The sequence below is a fragment of the Pseudomonas sp. RIT411 genome (genome assembly GCF_003057735.2).
Classification (GTDB): Bacteria; Pseudomonadota; Gammaproteobacteria; order Pseudomonadales; family Pseudomonadaceae; genus Chryseomonas; species Chryseomonas oryzihabitans.
Genome location: NZ_QBIZ02000005.1, coordinates 1 through 18,313, shown reverse-complemented (window position 1 = coordinate 18,313; position 18,313 = coordinate 1). Strand labels below are relative to the sequence as shown.

The window sequence follows — 18,313 nt, the reverse complement described above, 5'->3', positions numbered from 1 at the left end:
CCCTTTTGCGTTCAGGTATCGCTACGCACCTGGGCGTGGCTGATCAGCGCGAAGATCAGGCTACCGCCGACGATGTTGCCGGCCAGGGTCGGTCCGGCAAAGGTCAGCAGGAAATCGCTCCAGCTCGCCTCACCTGCGAAGACCAGATAGGCCACCTCGACGCTACCCACCACGATGTGGGTGAAGTCACCCAGGGCCATCAGGTAGGTGATGAGCACGATGATCCAGATCCTGGCGTTCTCTGCTGCTGGCAGCATCCAGACCATGGTAGCGATCATCCAGCCCGACACTATGCCCTTGGCAAACATCGCCGAGGCGTCGTTCTCCATGACATGGGTGCCGATTTCCAGAAATTTCGCGTCGGTCTTGGCGTCGAACAGCGGCAGGTGGAGTACCACATAGGCCACCAAGATGGTACCGATCAGGTTGCCCACCAACACGATGCTCCACAGCCTGGCCAGACGGCCAAAGTTGTGCAGCGTTGGTTCGCTCATCACCGGCAGGACTGCCGTAAGCGTGTTTTCGGTGAACAGCTGCTGACGAGCCAGGATCACCGCCAGAAAGCCGGCCGAATAGCCAAAGCTGGCAATAACCTTGCTGTAGCCACCCTCGGGGAGGTTGGCATTGAGCAACCCCATCGCCATCAACGACAGGCCCATGGTCAAACCGGCCGCTAGTGCCGACCAGAACAACGCCGCGATCGTCCGCTCCAGTTCATGATCACCCTGGGTGCGGATGATCTCGTGGAGAACCACCGCGCGAGGCAGCTGACTCTCGCCGACATCCTCCTCTTCTTCACGACTCAGCTCCGGATCTTCCGGAGTGGATTCCTGGGTCTGTCGAGGTTCTTCGCCCTGCTCCTGGTCTCTCTTCATCAGACGGCCTGCTCGTCCCAGAGAAGCTCATCGTTCTCGCCGATTTCCGTCACCCGATTGAGCGCGGCATCAGCGGCTTCTTCCGCCTCGGAGGCCAGATCGAAATGCCGTTCGGTGGCGACCTTGTGAAAGGTCGGGCGGGCGTCATCGCGCCGCGCCTTGACGGCGATGACCGCTTCAAAACCCTGTTCAGCCGGAACGGCAGACGAGATCGCTTCGTGATGATCGAAATGCTTGATAGCCATGGACGCCGATGTCTCCAACCTGAGGCGACCGGACTGGTCGCACCTGATCAATAGACTGCCCAGGCAGGAAAACGATCTGTGGCGATGGCGAGGATCAGGCGCCGAGCAGCTTCTGCACCTGGAGGTGGAGACGCTCGAGCGAGAAAGGCTTGGTCAGCAGCGGGACCTTGCCCAGCAACGGCGAACCGGTGTCGATGATTTCGGCGGGATAGCCGCTGATGAAGAGGACCTTGAGGTCGGGGCGCAGCTTGAGCGCCGGCTCGGCGATCATCACGCCGGACACGTCGTCGGGCAGACGGAAATCGGTGATCAGCAGATCCAGCCGTGGCCGCCCGGCCAGGATCCGGAAGGCTTCGAGCGACGAGGGGGCTTGCAGGACGGTGTAGCCCAGTTCGGAAAGATAATCCGCAAGAATCATCAAAATCTGCGGTTCATCCTCGACGACCAGGACAACCTTGCTCTGTTCCGCACTCACCATCCGACCCCTGTACCCACACGCTCGGCTCCCTTGGACACAAGAGGCCTGTAAAGTTCCATTCTAGACGCAGGTTCAGGGTCGCCGGCGGTGCCAGCGACCCTTCGACCTTACTGCTGTTGCTTCTGGCCCTGCTCGTTGAGCGTGGTCTTGCCAGCACCGGTAGCGGCGCCTGCGCCTTCACCGGTCTTCTGACCCGCCGGGGTGCCCATACCGGCGCTGTTGGCCTTCGGCGGATTGCCTGCACCTTCGGTGGCGAAGGCAGCGCCACTGGCGGCGATCAGACCAGCAAACATCAGGGCAGAGATTTTCTTCGCGTTCATGGTAGGACTCCGGGTTGATTGGACACTGTTTAGGCAGGCCAAGCGCCGATTCGTTCTCTACCGGATGCCAGACGCGATGTAACGGGATACTAAAGACAGTCTGGCGGGTGTGCCAGCGCCGAGCGGGCGTGCCAGAGGCCCCGCCGCCGCTTGGAAGAGTGCCGCGCGACGGGTAGTAGTCAGGCTATTGCAGCATGGGTGACTGAGGCAAAGATGCAGCGGGAGGCTGCGCGCCCTTCCTGCCCGGGCTAGGCGGGAACGGCGCGACGATGCCAGGTCAGACGGCGAATTCCCGCACCACGCGATTCAGTCCGGTGGCGAGCCTGGAGACCTCGGCGCTAGCGCTGGCGGTCTGGGTGGCTCCGGTCGCGCTCTGGGTCGCCAGGTCGCGGATGCTGGTGATGTTGCGATCGATTTCGCGGGCCACCTGGGCCTGCTCCTCGGCGGCGGTGGCAATGACCGCATTGCGGTCGTTGATCTGGGAGATGGATGCCGCGATCTGTTCCAGGGACACATTGGCCAACTGGGCGACCGAGGTGGACTCGCCCGCCAGTTGCTGACTCTCGGCCATGGCCTTTACGGCCAGCGACGAATCGCTCTGGATGGCGCCGATCATCTGCTCGATCTCGCGAGTCGACTGCTGGGTACGATGGGCCAGCGCCCGTACCTCGTCGGCGACCACGGCGAAGCCACGGCCCTGCTCGCCCGCCCGGGCCGCCTCGATGGCGGCGTTCAGCGCCAGCAGGTTGGTCTGCTCGGCAATGCCGCGAATGACCTCGACCACGGCGTTGATGTCCTGGGCACGGGAGGACAGGGCCTGGATCTGCTCGCTGGTACTGGCCACGTTCTGCGCCAGTGCCTCGATCGACTGGACCGTGCGGGTGACCTTGTCCAGGCCATCGCTGGTCAGGGTCTGGGTATGCAGCGAGGTGCTGGCCGCATCGGCGGCGTTGCGCGCGACCTCCTCCACCGCCGAACTCATCTCGGTCACGGCGCTGGCAGCCTGATTGACCTCGTCGTTCTGCCGCACATAACCGCGCCCGGCTTCATCGATCACCGCGGTCATTTCTTCCGCTGCGGACGCCAGCTGGGTCGAGCTGTCGGCGATATGGGAAACGGTGTCGCGCAGATTGCCCTGCATCTGGGCCAGCGCCTGCAACATCCCCGCAGCCTCGTCACGGCCGACCACGGTGATGCGCTCGGTGAGGTCCTTGCGCGCGATCCGCTGGGCGATGCGCAGGGCTTCGCCCACCGGCAGGGTGATGCTGCGGATCAGCAGCGCGGCCAGCACGACGGTGGCCGCTATGGTCAGGCCGATCAGCCCATAGACCCAGAGCAGGCCGTTGGCATAGGTGGCACCGGCCGCCTGCCCAGCGGCCTTGGCACCGCGCTCGTTGAAAGCGTTCAGCTCGGCGATGGTCTTTTCCAGCGCGTTGGTGAGCGGACGGATCGAGGTGTTGATCAGGGCGATGGCGCCTTCGTTGTCGCCCGCGCGCAACTTGGGTTCGAAGGTATCCAGCAGTGTCCGGTAGCTTTCGGCGCCCTTGACCACGGCGGCGTACAGCTGGCGATCTTCAGCGTCGGCCACGGTCCTTTCGTAGTCCTTGACCGCGGTGAAGAAGGCCTCGCGATAGCCGGGGAAGGCCGCGACGGTCTGGGCCCGCAGCTGCGGATCCGGCGTGGTGGTGGCCCTGAGGCTTTCCAGGCGCAGCCGCAGCAATCCGCCACTCATCTTCGCCGCCAGCTGGTTGCCCGGCAGCCAATTGGTCTCCACCTCCTGTTCCGCATCGTACAGCTTGCCCATCTGCACCACGGCGACGCCGCCGAGGGCGAAGACGATCAGGACGATCACGGAAAAGAACAGCACGGCGCGGGGCGCGACGTTCAGGCTGCGAAGATTCATGGGTGGGCATCCCTAATAAAATGACTATTAGGGATATCGGCGCAGCGGTGCCCCCTTAAGCCAGGGGCGACGGACGGCCGCGAACCGCTTGCCAGCGGTTGCGGCGTCCATTTGGAGGACGGTAGCGTCAGAGCAATTGCAGCGGATAGTCGAGGATGACCCGTAGCTGATTGACCGAACCGCCGGTGGATGGCGAGCCGCGGTGCCAGGCCTGGCGGACCCGGATCGACAGCCCCTTGACCGCGCCCGACTGCAGCACGTAGCGACCCTCCAGGTCGATTTCGTGCTCGTGGTCGTCGGCGCCATAGAGCCCGCGATAGGCACTGTTGGCCGGCAGATCACGGCCATCGATACCACTGCCCTCGAGGTAGCGGGTCATGAGGCTGAGGCCGGGCACGCCGAGCGTCTTGAAGTTGAGATCGTAGCGCGCCTGCCAGGAGCGTTCGCCCGGGGCATTGAAATCGGAGAGCATGACGGCGTTGGCCAGGAAGATTCCGCCGCCCAGGCGGTCGTTGTCGCCCAGGGCCACATAGTCGAACGGCGTATCGCCATGGATCTGCTGCCAGCCCAGGGTGAAGGTATGCGGCCCCTGGCTGAAGGCGGTGGCCAGGCTATAGGAGGTATTGTCGATGGGACCCGCCTTGGCCGCTCCGGTATCCCGCGTGCGATAGAGATTCGCATCGAAGGTCAGCGCCTGGGTGCCGGACAGCGCCTTCACCAGATTCAGGTTGCCGTAGTACTGGTTCCAGATGTCATCCAGCTGCGCCGCATAGAGCGACAGGCTGACGCCCTTGACCGGGCTGTACTTGCCACCGGCGAAATCGATGTGGTCGGCGCGCTGCCGTGCGTATCCGGCCCAGAGATCCCCGTTGCGGTTGGTGCTGACCTGATCGGTGGAAGAGGTGAAATGCCCTGCCTCCAGCAACAGATCCGTCACGTCGTTACTGAGCAGGCTCCAACCCGTGGCGGTCTGCGGCAGCAGGCGACTGGTGCTGATGGCGAACACCGGCGCCGTGGGCGCCTGTTGCCCATAGCGCACCACGGTATTGCCCAGACGCAGCTTCAGCGCAGCGCCGGCACGGGAATATTCGTCAGCCGGCTCCTTCCCGGCATGGACGGGCAAGTTACCGGTGCCACGGCGCCCCGGGCCGGCATCGAGCTTGAGGCCCAGGTAACCGAAGGCATCGATCCCGACCCCCACCGGGCCCGGCGTGAACCCTGACTGATAGTCCAGCAGGAAACCCTGAGTCCAGTCTTCCTGGTTCGCCCGTCCGTTGGCGCGGTCACTGTTGAAGTAGAAGTTGCGTACCGTCAGCACCAGTTTGCTGTCGTCGACCAAGCCCTCGGCGAAGGCTGCCTTGCAGCCAAGCAGCAGCGTACAGCCGCCCACCACCCCAAGCGTCCAGGGGCCGAAGAATCGGCTGAAACTGGTCAAAGGGCTATTGGATATAGCTCCTTTCTGATAACGCGAGCTTTGCATAACTTCCCCTATTCATTGTCGGCGACTACTAGTGGTTGAAGACGCGCAGCCAGACGCGCGCCGGAGAGCAGAGCCGCACCGGCGAGGCTTGATATGCGCGTTGAAGAGAGCCCGCACTCCCCAGTACGGACTCTAAAATCAGGTCATTGCGCTGGCGAATCGACTACCAGAAAGAAAAGACTGCGGATATAAGAATCATCAGTTCCTTAGCGCCAAAAAGCGGAGTTGCAAGCTGACTAATTCAGCCCTTCGCTAGAACTTGAGGCCCTTGTCAAAATGGGCCACATAAACTTTTGTACTCTTGCCCAACCAAGGGTGTAGAAATCAGTCGTCACATGAACTTCATTGCTAGAGCGTTCTCTTGTACGGACACCGCCTTGCAATCGCCTGGCGCAGTCGATTGCAAGAGGGGCACGTCTACACGGGATGCATAATGCTGCTTTTTCTTTTCAGCATGCGTCAAGTAATAAGGCGCTCTTTCACTCAAAATTCAAATTTGGACATTTGAGACACCAAGGCTTTTAGCGCCAACAGCCGCCGACAACCAACTAGCACTGACGATAAAAAGCGGACGTATTATAAGAATGCCTTAATTGAACAGCGGAAACTTGCGAACTTCGCAGTGGACGCCCCAACCAAACAAAGGTCGACGAAAAACCTAGATCAAGTCGCCCAGTGTTGTGCCGCCAACCGAGATTCCGCTCTAACTGACCCAAAGCGCATTACCGGCAACTTGCAATAAAGTAATACCAAGTTGAATCTGCGGCGCTCGAAGCAGGGTGTGGCCACCTCCTGCCCGCTACCCAGGGCTGTTAGCCGCGGCCGTTGCACGCAACACGCGACTGTGGCCGCCGGGTGTCAGGAGGCGCTCTTGGCTGGGAGGGTGAAGCCGGCGCCAAGGGATGCCGGCGAAAACCCTATTCCTGAGCGGTGGAGACCACCTCCATCCCCCTGGAACGGGATTGCCGATCCACCAGACTCCGCGCAAGCGCCGGATCTGCCAGGTGGATGCGCCGATCGGCGACGGCGTCCACCAGGTCTTCGTCATGGCTGACCAAGAGGATGGCGGTTCCGGATTCATCGGCGGTTTCAACCAGCAGCTCGATCATCTCCTTCTGGGTGATGAGATCCAGCCGCGAGCTCGGCTCGTCGGCGAAGATCAGCGCCGGATCGAGCAGGAGCACCCGCAGCAGGGAAAAGCGCTGCAGCTCACCGCCGGAAATGTTGCCGGGCAGTCGATCCAGCAGGCGCTCGTCGAGGCGCAGACGCTGCATCAGCCGACCGATGCGCGTCGCATCCAGCCGATGCAGTCGCACCAGATCCGCCAGCAGTTGGCGGATGGTCACCGAGGGCGCGAAGGCGGCCACGGGATCCTGGTGCAGCTTCTGAAAGGCGAAGGGACCGAGGCCTGGCTGACGGCGGACCGCTCCAGCGCCGGGCGCGGCCAGGCCGAGCAGGACGTCGCCCAGGGTCGACTTGCCACAGCCCGACGGCCCGGTCACCCCAAGAATTTCCCCGGGCCGGACGGTAAAGGACAATTCCTCGAACAGCTGCCTGCCACCGCGCCGGGCGGCGAGCCCTTCCACCGCGACCACGGCTTCGTCGATGAGTGGCCGCGACGGACGTCTTGGCCACTGAGCGGGATCAGCGGCCAGCAGCTGGCGGGTATAGGCATGCTGCGGCTGGCCCAGCACCTGCTCGGCCGGACCGGCTTCGATGACCCGTCCCTTGAGCATGATCATCACCTCGCCACCCAGCCGGCGCGCCACTTCCAGATCGTGGGTGATGATGAGCAGGCTGCCGCCTTCGGCGAGCATGGCCCTGAGCAGATCGATGACCTCGTCGATACGGTCGCGATCCAGCCCCTTGGTGGGCTCGTCGGCGATCAGCACCGGCGAGCCGCCGGCATGGGTGGCGGCGAAGGCCAGGCGCTGGGCCATGCCCCCGGACAGCTGGAAGGGATACTTGCGCTCGGCGCCGGCCAGGCCCAGCCGCGCCAGATCCGCGCTGGCCCTGTCGCGGGCTTCGGTCCGACCGATGCCCACCACCTGGGTATAGGTCTCGGCGACCTGGGACAGCGCCCGCATGGTCGGGTCCAGGCTTAGCCAGGGCTCCTGGGGCAGCACCGCGAGCCCCCTGCCCCAATGCGTCCGGCGACCGCTCTGGCGGCCTTCTTCGCTGAAGCCGTCCGCCAGGCCTATCTGCCCGTGGGCCTCTAGCCCCGCTGGCAGATTGCCGACGACGCCCTGGGCGAACAGGCTCTTGCCCGAGCCGGTCTCGCCGATGATCGACAACACCTGACCCGGCGCCAGGCGGATGGACAGCGGTTCCACCAGCTGGGTATCAGCGGTACGGATCTCCAGCGCCGTGGTGGTGAGCAAGGCGGTCATGGCTTGCGGCCTCCGGTGATGAGCAGCAGCGACAGCACGGTCAGGAAGATCGCCAGGATCGGCAGACCTATGACCAGCGGCGCCTCGGCGTAATAGGGCAGCAACTCGGTGATCATCAGCCCCAGCTCGGCGGTGGGCGGGCGTACGCCGATGCTGACGAAGCCCAGAGCGGCGATGGCCATGATGGTCGAAGCCGCGCCAAAGGCGGCGATGGTGAGGAGCACCGGCGCCAGCTGCGGCCAGAGGTGGCGGCGGACGATGTAGACGGGGCCGAAGCCCAGCAGCCCGCTGGCGGCCACCGCCGGCGAGGCCAGCACGGTACGCGCCAGCGCCCGGGTCATGCGGAAGTACTCCACCCAGAGCACCAGGGCCACGGCGCTGTAGAGGGCGACGAAGGAGCCGGGAAACACCGCGACGATCAGCAGCACCAGCAGCAGGCCCGGCAGCGCCAGGAACAGCTCGGCCAGGCCGCCGAGCAGCTTGTCCACCAGCCCGCCCTTCCAGGCGGCCAGGATGCCCAGCAGCACACCGGGAATGGCGGCGGTGCAGACGCTGATGAAGGCCAGCCCCAGCGAGAAGCGGATGGCGACCGCCAGCCGCGCCAGCATGTCGCGACCCAGGTGATCGGTGCCTAGCGGATAGGCGCTGCTGGGCGCCGCGAGGATCGCCTCATAGTCCTGGCGGGCGATGTCGCCCTGCCAGAGCAACGGGGTGAGGACGGCAAAGGCGATCAGGGCCGCCAGCAGACCCAGGCCGAGCCCACGCGCGGAGGATTTGACCGGAGGCGCCGCCGAAGCGACGGTAGCGTCGAGATTCATGCGTTTCTCCCGCGCGGATCGATCAGGTGGTTGGCAAGATCGACCAGGGTATTGAGGATGACGAACAGCAGCCCCATCGCCAGGGCGGTGCCCTGTACCATGGGCACATCGCGCTGGACGATGGCGTGGACCAGGCCGTGGCCGATGCCCGGCCAGGCGAACAGCGTCTCCACCACCACCACGCCTTCGATGAGATACACCAGCTGCACGCCCAGGTAGGTCACCACCGGCACGCCGATATTGCGCAGGCCATGGCGGAGGAAGACGCCAGCGCCTCTCAGGCCCTTGAGGCGGCCGAAGCGGTAGTAGGCGGATGCGGCCACCTCCACCGTGGCATCCCGGGCGACCCGCGACGACACCGCGGCCAGTCCCAGCGCCAGGGTCAGCGTGGGCAGGACGCTGTGCCAGAAGGTACCGTGGCCGGCCGCCGGGAACAGTTGCCAGGAGATGGCGAACAGCAGCACGAAGATCACGCCCAGGACGAATTGCGGCAGTGCGCGGATCGCCGTGGTCAGCACCAGCAGGCCGCGGTCCAGCAGGCCGCCCGGGCGCAGACCGGCCATCACGCCCAGCGGCGGACCCAGCAGCAGCGACAGGCACACGGCGCCGATGGCCAAACGGATGGAGCTGCCCAGTTCGTGGGCGACGACGTCCATCACCGGCTTGCCGGAGACCAGCGAATGACCGAGATCCAGGGTCAGCAGATCGCCGATCCAGGCGAAGAAACGCCACAGCAACGGTTGATCCAGATTCAGCTCGGCCCGCACCGCCTCGGCCGCGGCGGTATCCACCAGGTCATAGCCGTAGCGTCCGGCGGCGATGCGGTAGGCGGCATCGCCCGGCAGCAGGTTCATGAACAGGAAGGTGAGACCGCCCACCAGCAGGGCGACCAGGACCGCCTGCAGCAGGCGAAAGGCGAGCAGCCGGGTCATTGGGCCCACCGCAGCGTGCTCAGGCCAAAGGTACGCTCGAAGGGATCGATGGCAGCGCCTTCGACGGCATTGGAGACGGCCATCGTCTGGCGGTACCAGGCCACCGGAATCACCGGCAGATCCTTTTGCACCTGGGCCATGGCGGCATAGCGCTGGCGCTGTTGCTCGGCCGGATCATCACTGGCCAGCAGCGCGGCCAGGGCCTGGTCGAAGGCCGGGTTCTGCCAGCCCAGCGGCCCCCATTCGGCGCCGCCATGGCTGAAGTCATTGAGCAAAGTGACCAGGGGATCCGGCACCAAGGCGAAGTTGCGGCCATAGAGCGCCAGTTGCAGCGACCCATCGTTGTGCGCGGCCGGGATGGCGCTGGAGTTCTGCACCGCGACCTCTACGTCCACACCCACCTCGCGCAACTGCGCCTGCAGGGCGGTGGCGATCAGCGGCAGCTCGGGTCTATCAGAGTAGGTCAGCAGCTTGAGCCTGAGTGGCGTGCCGTCCTTTTGCAGGATGCCATCGGCGCCGGGGGTCCAGCCCTGCCCCGCCAGCAGCTTGCGTGACGCCGCCGGATCGTAGGCGAGCGGCGCCAGCGCGGGGTCGTGCCAGGCGGGCACGTTCTTCGCGAACAACTGGGTCGCCCCGGTACCCGGCGCCCGCAACACGGCGGCAGCGACGCCGTCGCGCTGGATGGCCAGGCTGAGCGCCTGCCGGACCTCGACCGGCGCCGTGGCACCAGCGCCGGAGTTCGGGGTCAGCAACACCACCCGCGGGACTGGCTCGATCAGCACCTTTAGGCTGCTGGAGCGCTTGAGGCGGGCGATGCTGGGCGGGTCGAGCTGGAACACCAGCTCGGCATCGCCGCTCTCGGCCATCAGGGTGCGGGTCTCACCGCGGCCGGCGGCCAGGTAGGTTGTCCGGGCGATCTCCGGCTTGGCGCCCCAGTAGCCTTCGAAACGTTCGGCGGCCAGGCGCTGCGGCGGTTCCAGCAGGGTCAGCCGGTACGGCCCCGTGCCGATGATCTTCTGCACCTTGCCTTCGGCGTCATAGGCGGCCGGCGCCAGGATATTGGTGGAGGAATGCGCCAGCAGTGCCAGCAGGGGCTTGAAGGGTTTCGCCAGCCGGATCACCACTTCGTTGCCCTCGGCGATGACCGACTCGATGCCCGCCTGCTTGAGCACCCCCGGCTTGCCCCGCGCCGCATCGAGGGCAGCCGCCGCGGCCTTGGCCGTGAGCGCGCTGCCGTCATGGAATTTCACCCCCTGGCGCAGGGCGAGTCGCCAGGTCAGGCCATCCGCCGATTCGGTCCAGCGCTCTGCCAGTCCGGGAATCGGCTTACCCTGGGCATCGGCTTCGAGCAGGGTCTCGGTGATCTGCATGCGCTGGAAGACGAAACCGGAAATCGACGGGTCCAGCCCACCGATCTCGAAAGGGCCGACTACGTCGAAGACGCGTTCCTCGGCGCTGGACAGCGGTGGCACGAAGGCGACCAGGGTCGCCAGGGCCGAAGCGGTCAGCACCAGGCGAAGGGAGCGGGATACAGGCATGACAGTCCTTAGCAGAGCGAAAGCGCCGATACCCGCCGCCGACAGCTGGGCATCGGCCAAGCCAATGAAGGCTCACGTTATATCATAACGTTTTCGTGAGAATCCAAGGCCAGCTGGTGATGGCAACATCTTGAAACAGCTGGAGAATTTGCTGAGGAGCTTCGTCAGAGAGTGACGCCGAATTCACCTGGCCGAAGGCTCGGGTGAGCGCCATTGGAGGCATACGGAGTCGTGCAGGAAGTCGAGTGCAGTCTGAGTGCAGTCTGAGTGCATGGACCGGACGGCCTCTGGCCGCCCTGCCCTGCACTACCGATCTTTGCTCAGGCGGCCACGTTCAAGGTGCTGCCCGCGGCAGTGCTGCTGCCGTTGCTGCCGATGCTCTGGTACTGGCGCAACACCGCCTGGACCAGTTGCGTGTAGGGGCTCGACGCGTCCTGAGTGCTGGAGTCGGCCTCGCTGTCCCCTTGCCCGCTCGCCCCCTGCGGTGGCGGTGGCGGCGGCATGCGCGGAGGCGCTGAACCGCCCAGGCCGGCGATGCCGGCATCGCTGGAATCACCGGATTGCTCGGTGCCCCTCTGCCCCTGAGGCCCACCCGGCGGCGGCGCGAAGGCCGAGGCGAATTCGCTTTCGCCGACGCTGCCATCGCCATCCTGGTCGAGCATGCCGAGCAGCTTGTCGACGTCGATATCCCCGCTCTCGTCGGTATCCGTCTGGGTATCGCTCGCCGCGCTGGCGGCGGTGGTGAGTTCGCTCTTGCTGATGGAGCCGTCGCCATCGCTGTCGAGCTTGCCGAACAGCTTCTTCAACGGATTACCATCTTCGCTGCCGCTGACGCTACTGCCGGACGCTGTCGCGCCAGTGCCTTTGATCGCGCTGGCACTGCTGTAGTAGCTGGAGTAGCCACTGCCTATTCCGCTGATCATGGATGTCTCTCCCGGGAAATGCGGACATCAGTGTTCCGCGCCTCCCAGTATCCGCTGGGTAGATGTCAGCCGTTTGGTCACTTTGTATGCCGGGCGATACATCAGGGGCGTGGCAGCACCACCTGGCAGGTCAGGCCGCCGCCGGGGGTTTCGCCGAGGGTCAGCTCGCCGCCCATGTGCGCCGCCGCTTCCCGGGCGATGGCCAGCCCCAACCCGGTCCCGCCAGAGGATCGGTTGCGCGACCCCTCCAGGCGATAGAAGGGTTCGAACACTGCTTCCCGATACTGGGCCGGTATGCCCGGCCCACGGTCGAGGATGGAGATGATCAGCCGCTCCGGCTGCTCGCTCAGGCGGATCTCCGCCTGGCCGGCGTAGCGCAGGGCATTCTGCAGCAGATTGCCCAGGCAGGAGCGCAGCGCCATGGGCGCCACCTTCAGCGGCTGGCAGCTACCCTGGACGGCGACCTGGGCGCCCTCCTCGGCCGCGTCTTCGGCCATGGCCTCGACCAGCGCCTGGACGTCGCAGAGGATGGGCCGCTCCTGGCGGTGCTGTTCGCGCAGGTACCTCAGGGTACCGTCGAGCAACTCGATCATGTCGTCCACGTCCTGGCTGACCCGGGCGTGCAGGCGCGGATCGTCGATGTCCTCGATGCGCAGCTTCACCCGCGCCAGGGGCGTGCGCAGGTCATGGGAGATGGCCGTGAGCATGCGCCCGCGCTGCTGGAGCTGTTCGAGCAGGTGCTGGTGCATGCGATTGAGCGCCCGTGCGGCCTCGCGGGTCTCCCAAGGCCCGGTGACGGGAATGGGCGAACCGTCGAGGTTGTGACTCAGGTGCTCGGCGGTCTCGGTCAACTGGCGCAGCGGCCGGGTCAGCAACCGCGCCCCGAGCCAGGCGGCGATCACCAGCGAGCCCAGCTGGAAGATCAGCGGGCCGCCGAGAAACCACTCGATGTGCCGCCACACGCCGGGTTCCCGGTGCGGGAAAGGCCGGGGCGGCGGTGGCCGATCGAAGCCGGCCTCGCCCTCCATGGGCGGCGGCGGGGGCGGCGGTCGCTCGCCAAGGCCATGCCGAAACCAGAAAAAGGCCAGCAGATGGCCCAGCAGGATGGCCAGCAGAAAGACCCCGAACAGGCGGGCGAACAGGGTATCCAGGCGGCGCACGGCTAGTGCCCTATCTGCCTGGCATCGAACAGATAGCCTTCGCCGCGCACGGTCTTGATCAACTGCGGCGCCCGCGGATCATCACCCAGCTTGCTGCGTAGCCGCGACACCTGCAGATCGATGCTGCGATCGAAGGCCTCGATCGCCCGCCCACGGGTCGCATCGAGCAGTTGCTCGCGGCTCAGCACCTGGCGCGGCTGCTCGATGAAGACCCACAGTAGCCGTACCTCGGCATTGGACAGGGGCACCATCACCCCGGCCGGCGAATGCAGCTGGTGCAGGACACCGTCGAGCTTCCAGCCATCGAAGCTGACACTGGTCCGCGGCGCCTTGCGCTGGGGCACGCGGCCATCCTGGGTCCGCCGCAGCACCGACTGGATCCGCGCCACCAGCTCCCGGGGCTCGAAAGGTTTGGCCATATAGTCGTCGGCGCCCAGCTCCAGGCCAATGATGCGATCCGCCGGCTCGCACTGGGCGGTCAGCATCAGGATGGGAATGCCGCTGTCGCGCCGCAGCGAACGACAGAGGGAAAGCCCATCCTCTCCCGGCAGCATCAGATCCAGCACCACCAGGTCGAAGGCCTCCTCCGCCAGCGCCCGGCGCATCTCCAGGCCATCACCCACCCCGCGGGCATTGATGCTGAAGCGCGCCAGATAGCCGCAGATCAACTCGCGGATCGCCGGATCGTCATCCACCAGCAGGATGCGCGAGGTCCAGCGCGGGGATTCGGATGACAGCGACATCGGGGCTACCTGAACAGTCGGACGATCTGGACGTGCATGCTAGCCGCTCAGCCTGCAGGGCAGCTACGGCCTGGCATGTAGGCTTGTGTAAAGGTGGTAAAGAGCCGGATACGGAGCCAGAGCCTGCCAGGCAGCCAACCACCCGCAGGCGAGACGCCGTAGGCGCACGACGATGATCGCGATTGCGAAGCCATTCGTTCGATGGTACATCGGACCCATCGCCCGTCGCCCTGCAGAGGGCTGGGGAGTGAAGCCGTCAGGACTCGCGCTTCAGCGCTCAGCGAAACGCGGCCCTTAGCGAACAAAAACAAAAACTGCCGTGCCTCCTTTCGGAACGCCATCCTTGACGAGCAGATCAGCCGCATCGGCCAGCCCTGAAACGAACCCGGAGCCCGTCGCGCTCAATGTCCTGCTGCAGGCCTGCGGCCAGGGCAATCGCCTGGCCTTCGAAACGCTCTACCGCGTGACCTCGAGTAGGCTGTTCGGCGTATGCCTGCAGTACGTGGGCGATCGCGCGGAGGCGGAAGAGGTCCTGCAGGAGGCCTATACCGCCATCTGGCTCAAGGCCAGCACCTTCGACGCCACGCTTTCCGGCGCCCTGACCTGGATGGCGACCCTGGCACGACACAAGGCCATCGATCGCCGCCGCGCCCAGCATCGACACGAGCCGCTCGAAACCCTGGCCGAGTGGCCGGCAACCCAGTCCGTCGCCGAAGACTTCGAAGCCCATCGCCAGCGTCGCCAGATCGATCTCTGTCTGAAAACCCTGGGCAAGGACCAGCAGACCTATATCCGGGTCGCCTTCTTCGAGGGCTATTCCTATGCCGAACTGGCCGCCCGCCACCGCATCGCGCTCGGCACGATGAAAAGCTGGATTCGGCGTGGCCTCCTGCAACTGCGAGCGTGCCTGGGCCTATGAACGACGACATCCCTCCTAACGACCGGCACGCGCTGCTCATCGCGGAATACGCCCTCGGCGTACTGTCCGCCGATGAACGCCTGGAGGTGGAAGAACTCGTGCGGCGGGAGCCTGCCTACCAGGCGCAGCTGGCGGCCTGGCAGCGGCATTTCGCCGACTGGCTCGATGAGTTTCCGGTCATCGAACCACCGGCTCGCGTCTGGCACGGCATCCAGCAACGGCTTTTTCCGACGGAACAACCGGCACCCGAGCCGATCCGCCGCTGGAACGACCCGCGCCTGTGGCGCTGGACGACCGGGCTGGCACTGGCCGCTGCCCTGGTGCTGGCGCTGCTCGTGCTGCTGCGCCCGGTCCAGGTCGCGACGCCCGCCCTGCTCGCCCGCCTGGAACAGAGTAACGGCAGCCTGGCATTCAGCGTCACCTTGCAGGCGAACGGCCGGCAGCTGCTGTTCGTGCCCGCCAGCAAAGCGGATTGGCCAGGCAGGAGCGCCGAGGCCTGGATCATCACGGCGGATGGCAAACCCCATTCGCTCGGTCTTCTCCAGGACGCCACGGCCGTGACCCTGGCCGTACCCGCGGGACTCGCACCGGCACTAACGCCTGGAGCGGTACTGGCGGTCTCCCTTGAACCGCGAACCGGCTCGCCGACCGGCGCGCCCACGGGACCGGTCATCGCCCAGGGAAAAATAATCGCGCTGTGATGCATCCGTTTGCCGGGCCGCTCCGTACATTCATCACCCTCATCCGGAGGGCTGAAGAACTCAGGAGACGTACCATGCACACCTTGCTCAAGCGCATCGCCATCGTAGCCAGTCTCGCGATCCTAGGTGCCACCGCCCCGCTCAGCTTCGCCGCCGATACCGTCATGGTCGGCGGCGCGCCCATGTACCCGTCCAAGACCATCGTCGAGAATGCGGTCAACTCCAAGGACCACACCACGCTGGTGGCGGCCGTCAAGGCGGCCGGTCTGGTCGACACCCTCAACGGCAGCGGTCCCTTCACCGTCTTCGCGCCGACCAACGAAGCCTTCGCCAAGCTGCCGGCCGGCACCGTCGATACCCTGGTCAAGCCCGAGCACAAGGCCGACCTGACCAAGATCCTGACCTACCACGTGGTGCCCGGCACCCACACCGCCAAGCAACTGATGGCCGAGGCGAAGATGCACGGCGGCATGACCAAGCTGAAAACCGTCCAGGGCGAGGACCTCACCGTGAAGCTGCATGACGGCAAGCTCTGGCTGGTCGACGCCAAGGGCGGCAAAGCCGCCGTCACCATCGCCGACGTGATGCAGTCCAACGGCGTGATCCACGTGGTCGATACCGTGCTGATGCCGAAGTAACGGGCAGGAGGCGTGCGGACACCGCTGAGGGGTGTCCGCTTCTACTTAGCGAAAGGCCGCGTGGCAATTGCGCCTATCCTTCGTAAGCAATGCTGGACCGCATGCTGACTACTCAGGTGCGCAAGGCGCGTCTGCACCCTTCTGAGGAAGCTGCTGTGATCCAGGAGCTGCTCGACACCACCACTGGCCAGCTGCGCACCCTCGGCCGCGACCTGGTGCAGGGCGCCACCTACGCCCAGGCGCGCTACCAGATCCTGGTCGACGGCAAGGACATCAGCGCCCTCATCGCGCCGCGGCTGATCAGCCTGGACCTGACGGACAACCGCGGCCTCGAGGCCGACCAGCTGAGCCTGGTGCTGTCCGACCACGACGGCCTGCTGGCCATCCCGCCCCGGGGCGCCACCATCCGCCTCTGGCTGGGCTGGTCCACCACCGGCCTGATCGACAAAGGCAGCTATGTCGTCGACGAGACCGAGCACAGCGGCGCTCCCGACGTGCTCAGCATCCGCGCCCGCAGCGCCGACCTGCGCAAGGGCCTCAAGACCAAGCGCGACCAGAGCTACAGCTCCACCACCCTGGGCGCCGTGCTGCGTGTCCTGGCCGCGCGCCAGGGACTCACCCCGCTCATCGCGCCCGACCTCGAGGCGCAGCAGGTCCTGCAGCTGGACCAGACCGGCGAATCGGACGCCAACCTCCTTACCCGCCTGGGTGAAGACTACGACGCGGTGGCCACCGTGAAAGCCGGCCGGCTGCTGTTCCTCCCGGCCGGCGGCGGCAAGGCCGTCAGCGGTGCCGACCTGGGACACGTCACCCTCACCCGCAAGGACGGCGACCAGCACAGCTACCTGCAGGCCGACCGCGAGAGCTACGACGCCGTGCGCGCCTTCTACTACGACGTCAACAGCGCCAAGAAGAAGGAGGCCATCGCCGGCGGCGGCGACAACGTGAAGGACCTGCGCCACACCTACACCGACGAGCTCTCCGCGCTGCGCGCAGCCCGGGCCGAATGGAACCGCCTGCAGCGCGGTACCGCCACCCTTACCTACCAGCTCGCGCTGGGCCGGCCGGAGCTCATGCCTGAACTCACCTACACCCTGCACGGCGTGAAGGCTGAGATCGACGCCATCATCTGGTACGGGGGGAATGTGCAGCACAGCCTCACGGCGGACGGCGGCTATACCACGCGCCTGGAGCTGGAAGCCAAGCTGCCAGAGGACCTGGTCGCCGACCTGGCGGAAGAGATCCAGGGCGACTACACCGGCATCATCGCCTACTACCGCGATCCCAAGACCGGCAAGGAGCACACGCTCACCGAGGGCGACCAGAGCAAGCCGCGGCGGCTGCGGCATCTGTACGCGACGAAGGCGACGGCGAAGCGGGCGGTGGAGAGGGAGTGGCGCAAAATGCAGGAATCATAGGAATGAAAAAACCGGCCATTGGCCGGTTTCCAGTTCTACACCCGTTGGCTTTAGGGTACGTGGCTAAGCGCCTTTCTTGCAGCGGACATATAGCTGGCATGCAGAACGCCCATTTTAGGGAGGGGCGTGCTCACATGAACTCCCTCGTGTACATGGAACCAGTCCGAATCAAACGGAACATTAACCGTATCACCAAGATTAAACTTGGTCTTCGCGGCGAGGCCGCTTACTGCGAAGGGCTCACCATCATCCGGTGAAAGTACAAACTCAGTCGGATAAATTTTATCTACCTTCTGGCTAGTGCCGTAAGCGACCTTTACAGCATGACTACCAGAAGATACCGCAACGACCAGTGCTGGCCGGCTTTTTGGGCCTGGGTTCCCCATATCCAAATGGCTAGGGAAGTGACACCAAACAATATCACCTGGTGCAGGCAGTGGGTGGAAGGGTTTAGTCATGGTTTAGAATAGCCTCTTATCGAAGTGCTCCTCCGGAATGTGCGTGGCTGGGCTAGCGGCACGAATCGCGGCAATTTGAGCGGGGGTTAGTGGACCATCGTCCAGCTCGTACTTGGGCAAGTAGCGATCTGCTAACTGGCGCAAGGCAAGATGTACGACTTCCGTTCTACTCATGCCGGTCTGTTCCATTAGCAGTTCCACAGTGGAACTACTAACAGCTGTCGGCGAGTCCTTTTTCCTTAACCGGAAAAGGAAGCTTTCAGTTTGCTTCTCGGCGTTGGGAGTCATTAAGTGTTCCTCTAATGCGTGCATTTTCGTTTTCAGTGTGGTTTTCAGTGTGCGTTTGCGTTTTCAGTGTGCGTTTGCGTTTTCAG

18 protein-coding genes are annotated in these 18,313 nt (G+C 65.0%); 4 read left to right on the top strand and 14 right to left on the bottom strand.

Annotation, left to right across the window (positions count from 1 at the left end; all coding sequences use genetic code 11):
• Positions 1 to 11: 11 nt before the first annotated feature.
• The 13 genes from DBY63_RS09080 to DBY63_RS09020 all read right to left on the bottom strand — a co-directional run bounded on the left by DBY63_RS09080 (position 12) and on the right by DBY63_RS09020 (position 13,805).
• Positions 12 to 875 carry a formate/nitrite transporter family protein gene (locus DBY63_RS09080; protein ID WP_037007038.1) on the bottom strand — a complete coding sequence of 288 codons (864 nt, stop codon included), beginning with the start codon at positions 873 to 875 and terminating at the stop codon, positions 12 to 14.
• Positions 875 to 1,120, bottom strand: a complete 246-nt coding sequence (locus DBY63_RS09075) for a hypothetical protein (RefSeq protein ID WP_027599369.1) — start codon at positions 1,118 to 1,120, stop codon at positions 875 to 877. Before DBY63_RS09075 ends, DBY63_RS09080 begins: the two co-directional genes overlap by 1 nt.
• A 94-nt stretch (positions 1,121 to 1,214) precedes the next feature.
• Complete coding sequence (locus DBY63_RS09070; RefSeq protein ID WP_007161706.1) at positions 1,215 to 1,595, bottom strand: response regulator; 381 nt, start codon at positions 1,593 to 1,595, stop codon at positions 1,215 to 1,217.
• 110 nt (positions 1,596 to 1,705) lie between these two features.
• Positions 1,706 to 1,918, bottom strand: a complete 213-nt coding sequence (locus DBY63_RS09065; RefSeq protein ID WP_037007037.1) for a hypothetical protein — start codon at positions 1,916 to 1,918, stop codon at positions 1,706 to 1,708.
• 277 nt (positions 1,919 to 2,195) lie between these two features.
• Complete coding sequence (locus DBY63_RS09060; RefSeq protein WP_108581701.1) at positions 2,196 to 3,821, bottom strand: methyl-accepting chemotaxis protein; 1,626 nt, start codon at positions 3,819 to 3,821, stop codon at positions 2,196 to 2,198.
• Positions 3,822 to 3,948: 127 nt separating this feature from the next.
• Complete coding sequence (locus DBY63_RS09055) at positions 3,949 to 5,256, bottom strand: OprD family porin (protein ID WP_256594370.1); 1,308 nt, start codon at positions 5,254 to 5,256, stop codon at positions 3,949 to 3,951.
• Positions 5,257 to 6,218: 962 nt separating this feature from the next.
• Entirely contained in the window at positions 6,219 to 7,691 is a 1,473-nt protein-coding gene (locus DBY63_RS09050) for an ATP-binding cassette domain-containing protein (protein WP_256594369.1), read from the bottom strand.
• Positions 7,688 to 8,509 carry an ABC transporter permease gene (locus DBY63_RS09045; protein WP_108581699.1) on the bottom strand — a complete coding sequence of 274 codons (822 nt, stop codon included), beginning with the start codon at positions 8,507 to 8,509 and terminating at the stop codon, positions 7,688 to 7,690. The genes DBY63_RS09050 and DBY63_RS09045 overlap by 4 nt, the downstream gene beginning before the upstream one ends.
• A complete protein-coding gene (locus tag DBY63_RS09040; RefSeq protein WP_108581698.1) occupies positions 8,506 to 9,441 on the bottom strand; it encodes an ABC transporter permease in 936 nt (311 codons plus the stop codon). Before DBY63_RS09040 ends, DBY63_RS09045 begins: the two co-directional genes overlap by 4 nt.
• A complete protein-coding gene (locus DBY63_RS09035) occupies positions 9,438 to 10,979 on the bottom strand; it encodes an ABC transporter substrate-binding protein (RefSeq protein ID WP_108581697.1) in 1,542 nt (513 codons plus the stop codon). The genes DBY63_RS09040 and DBY63_RS09035 overlap by 4 nt, the downstream gene beginning before the upstream one ends.
• Positions 10,980 to 11,299: 320 nt before the next feature.
• Complete coding sequence (locus DBY63_RS09030) at positions 11,300 to 11,902, bottom strand: EF-hand domain-containing protein (RefSeq protein ID WP_108581696.1); 603 nt, start codon at positions 11,900 to 11,902, stop codon at positions 11,300 to 11,302.
• A 101-nt stretch (positions 11,903 to 12,003) separates the two neighbouring features.
• Positions 12,004 to 13,062, bottom strand: coding sequence for an ATP-binding protein (locus DBY63_RS09025; RefSeq protein WP_077172803.1), 1,059 nt, complete (start codon positions 13,060 to 13,062; stop codon positions 12,004 to 12,006).
• A gap of 2 nt (positions 13,063 to 13,064) precedes the next feature.
• Positions 13,065 to 13,805, bottom strand: coding sequence for a response regulator (locus DBY63_RS09020; protein ID WP_027599379.1), 741 nt, complete (start codon positions 13,803 to 13,805; stop codon positions 13,065 to 13,067).
• A gap of 343 nt (positions 13,806 to 14,148) precedes the next feature.
• Here DBY63_RS09020 and DBY63_RS09015 point away from each other — a divergent pair, with 343 nt between their 5' ends.
• The 4 genes from DBY63_RS09015 to DBY63_RS09000 all read left to right on the top strand — a co-directional run bounded on the left by DBY63_RS09015 (position 14,149) and on the right by DBY63_RS09000 (position 17,481).
• Entirely contained in the window at positions 14,149 to 14,724 is a 576-nt protein-coding gene (locus DBY63_RS09015) for a sigma-70 family RNA polymerase sigma factor (RefSeq protein ID WP_108581695.1), read from the top strand.
• Positions 14,721 to 15,425, top strand: a complete 705-nt coding sequence (locus tag DBY63_RS09010; protein ID WP_108581694.1) for an anti-sigma factor — start codon at positions 14,721 to 14,723, stop codon at positions 15,423 to 15,425. Before DBY63_RS09015 ends, DBY63_RS09010 begins: the two co-directional genes overlap by 4 nt.
• 74 nt (positions 15,426 to 15,499) lie before the next feature.
• Positions 15,500 to 16,063, top strand: coding sequence for a fasciclin domain-containing protein (locus DBY63_RS09005; protein WP_108581693.1), 564 nt, complete (start codon positions 15,500 to 15,502; stop codon positions 16,061 to 16,063).
• 155 nt (positions 16,064 to 16,218) lie between these two features.
• Positions 16,219 to 17,481, top strand: a complete 1,263-nt coding sequence (locus DBY63_RS09000; RefSeq protein WP_108581692.1) for a phage late control D family protein — start codon at positions 16,219 to 16,221, stop codon at positions 17,479 to 17,481.
• 50 nt (positions 17,482 to 17,531) lie between these two features.
• Here DBY63_RS09000 and DBY63_RS08995 read toward each other — a convergent pair whose 3' ends face one another.
• Complete coding sequence (locus DBY63_RS08995; RefSeq protein WP_108581691.1) at positions 17,532 to 17,939, bottom strand: type II toxin-antitoxin system PemK/MazF family toxin; 408 nt, start codon at positions 17,937 to 17,939, stop codon at positions 17,532 to 17,534.
• Between the last annotated feature and the right edge of the window lie 374 nt (positions 17,940 to 18,313).

What these genes read in the sequence shown, in the direction of transcription:
- DBY63_RS09075 (WP_027599369.1), bottom strand. Translation starts at nt 1,120, where the DNA reads ATGGCTATCAAGCATTTCGATCATCACGAAGCGATCTCGTCTGCCGTT.
- DBY63_RS09040 (WP_108581698.1), bottom strand. Translation starts at nt 9,441, where the DNA reads ATGACCCGGCTGCTCGCCTTTCGCCTGCTGCAGGCGGTCCTGGTCGCC.
- DBY63_RS09065 (WP_037007037.1), bottom strand. Translation starts at nt 1,918, where the DNA reads ATGAACGCGAAGAAAATCTCTGCCCTGATGTTTGCTGGTCTGATCGCC.
- DBY63_RS09050 (WP_256594369.1), bottom strand. Translation starts at nt 7,691, where the DNA reads ATGACCGCCTTGCTCACCACCACGGCGCTGGAGATCCGTACCGCTGAT.
- DBY63_RS09060 (WP_108581701.1), bottom strand. Translation starts at nt 3,821, where the DNA reads ATGAATCTTCGCAGCCTGAACGTCGCGCCCCGCGCCGTGCTGTTCTTT.
- DBY63_RS09080 (WP_037007038.1), bottom strand. Translation starts at nt 875, where the DNA reads ATGAAGAGAGACCAGGAGCAGGGCGAAGAACCTCGACAGACCCAGGAA.
- DBY63_RS09045 (WP_108581699.1), bottom strand. Translation starts at nt 8,509, where the DNA reads ATGAATCTCGACGCTACCGTCGCTTCGGCGGCGCCTCCGGTCAAATCC.
- DBY63_RS09005 (WP_108581693.1), top strand. Translation starts at nt 15,500, where the DNA reads ATGCACACCTTGCTCAAGCGCATCGCCATCGTAGCCAGTCTCGCGATC.
- DBY63_RS09020 (WP_027599379.1), bottom strand. Translation starts at nt 13,805, where the DNA reads ATGTCGCTGTCATCCGAATCCCCGCGCTGGACCTCGCGCATCCTGCTG.
- DBY63_RS09035 (WP_108581697.1), bottom strand. Translation starts at nt 10,979, where the DNA reads ATGCCTGTATCCCGCTCCCTTCGCCTGGTGCTGACCGCTTCGGCCCTG.
- DBY63_RS08995 (WP_108581691.1), bottom strand. Translation starts at nt 17,939, where the DNA reads ATGACTAAACCCTTCCACCCACTGCCTGCACCAGGTGATATTGTTTGG.
- DBY63_RS09010 (WP_108581694.1), top strand. Translation starts at nt 14,721, where the DNA reads ATGAACGACGACATCCCTCCTAACGACCGGCACGCGCTGCTCATCGCG.
- DBY63_RS09030 (WP_108581696.1), bottom strand. Translation starts at nt 11,902, where the DNA reads ATGATCAGCGGAATAGGCAGTGGCTACTCCAGCTACTACAGCAGTGCC.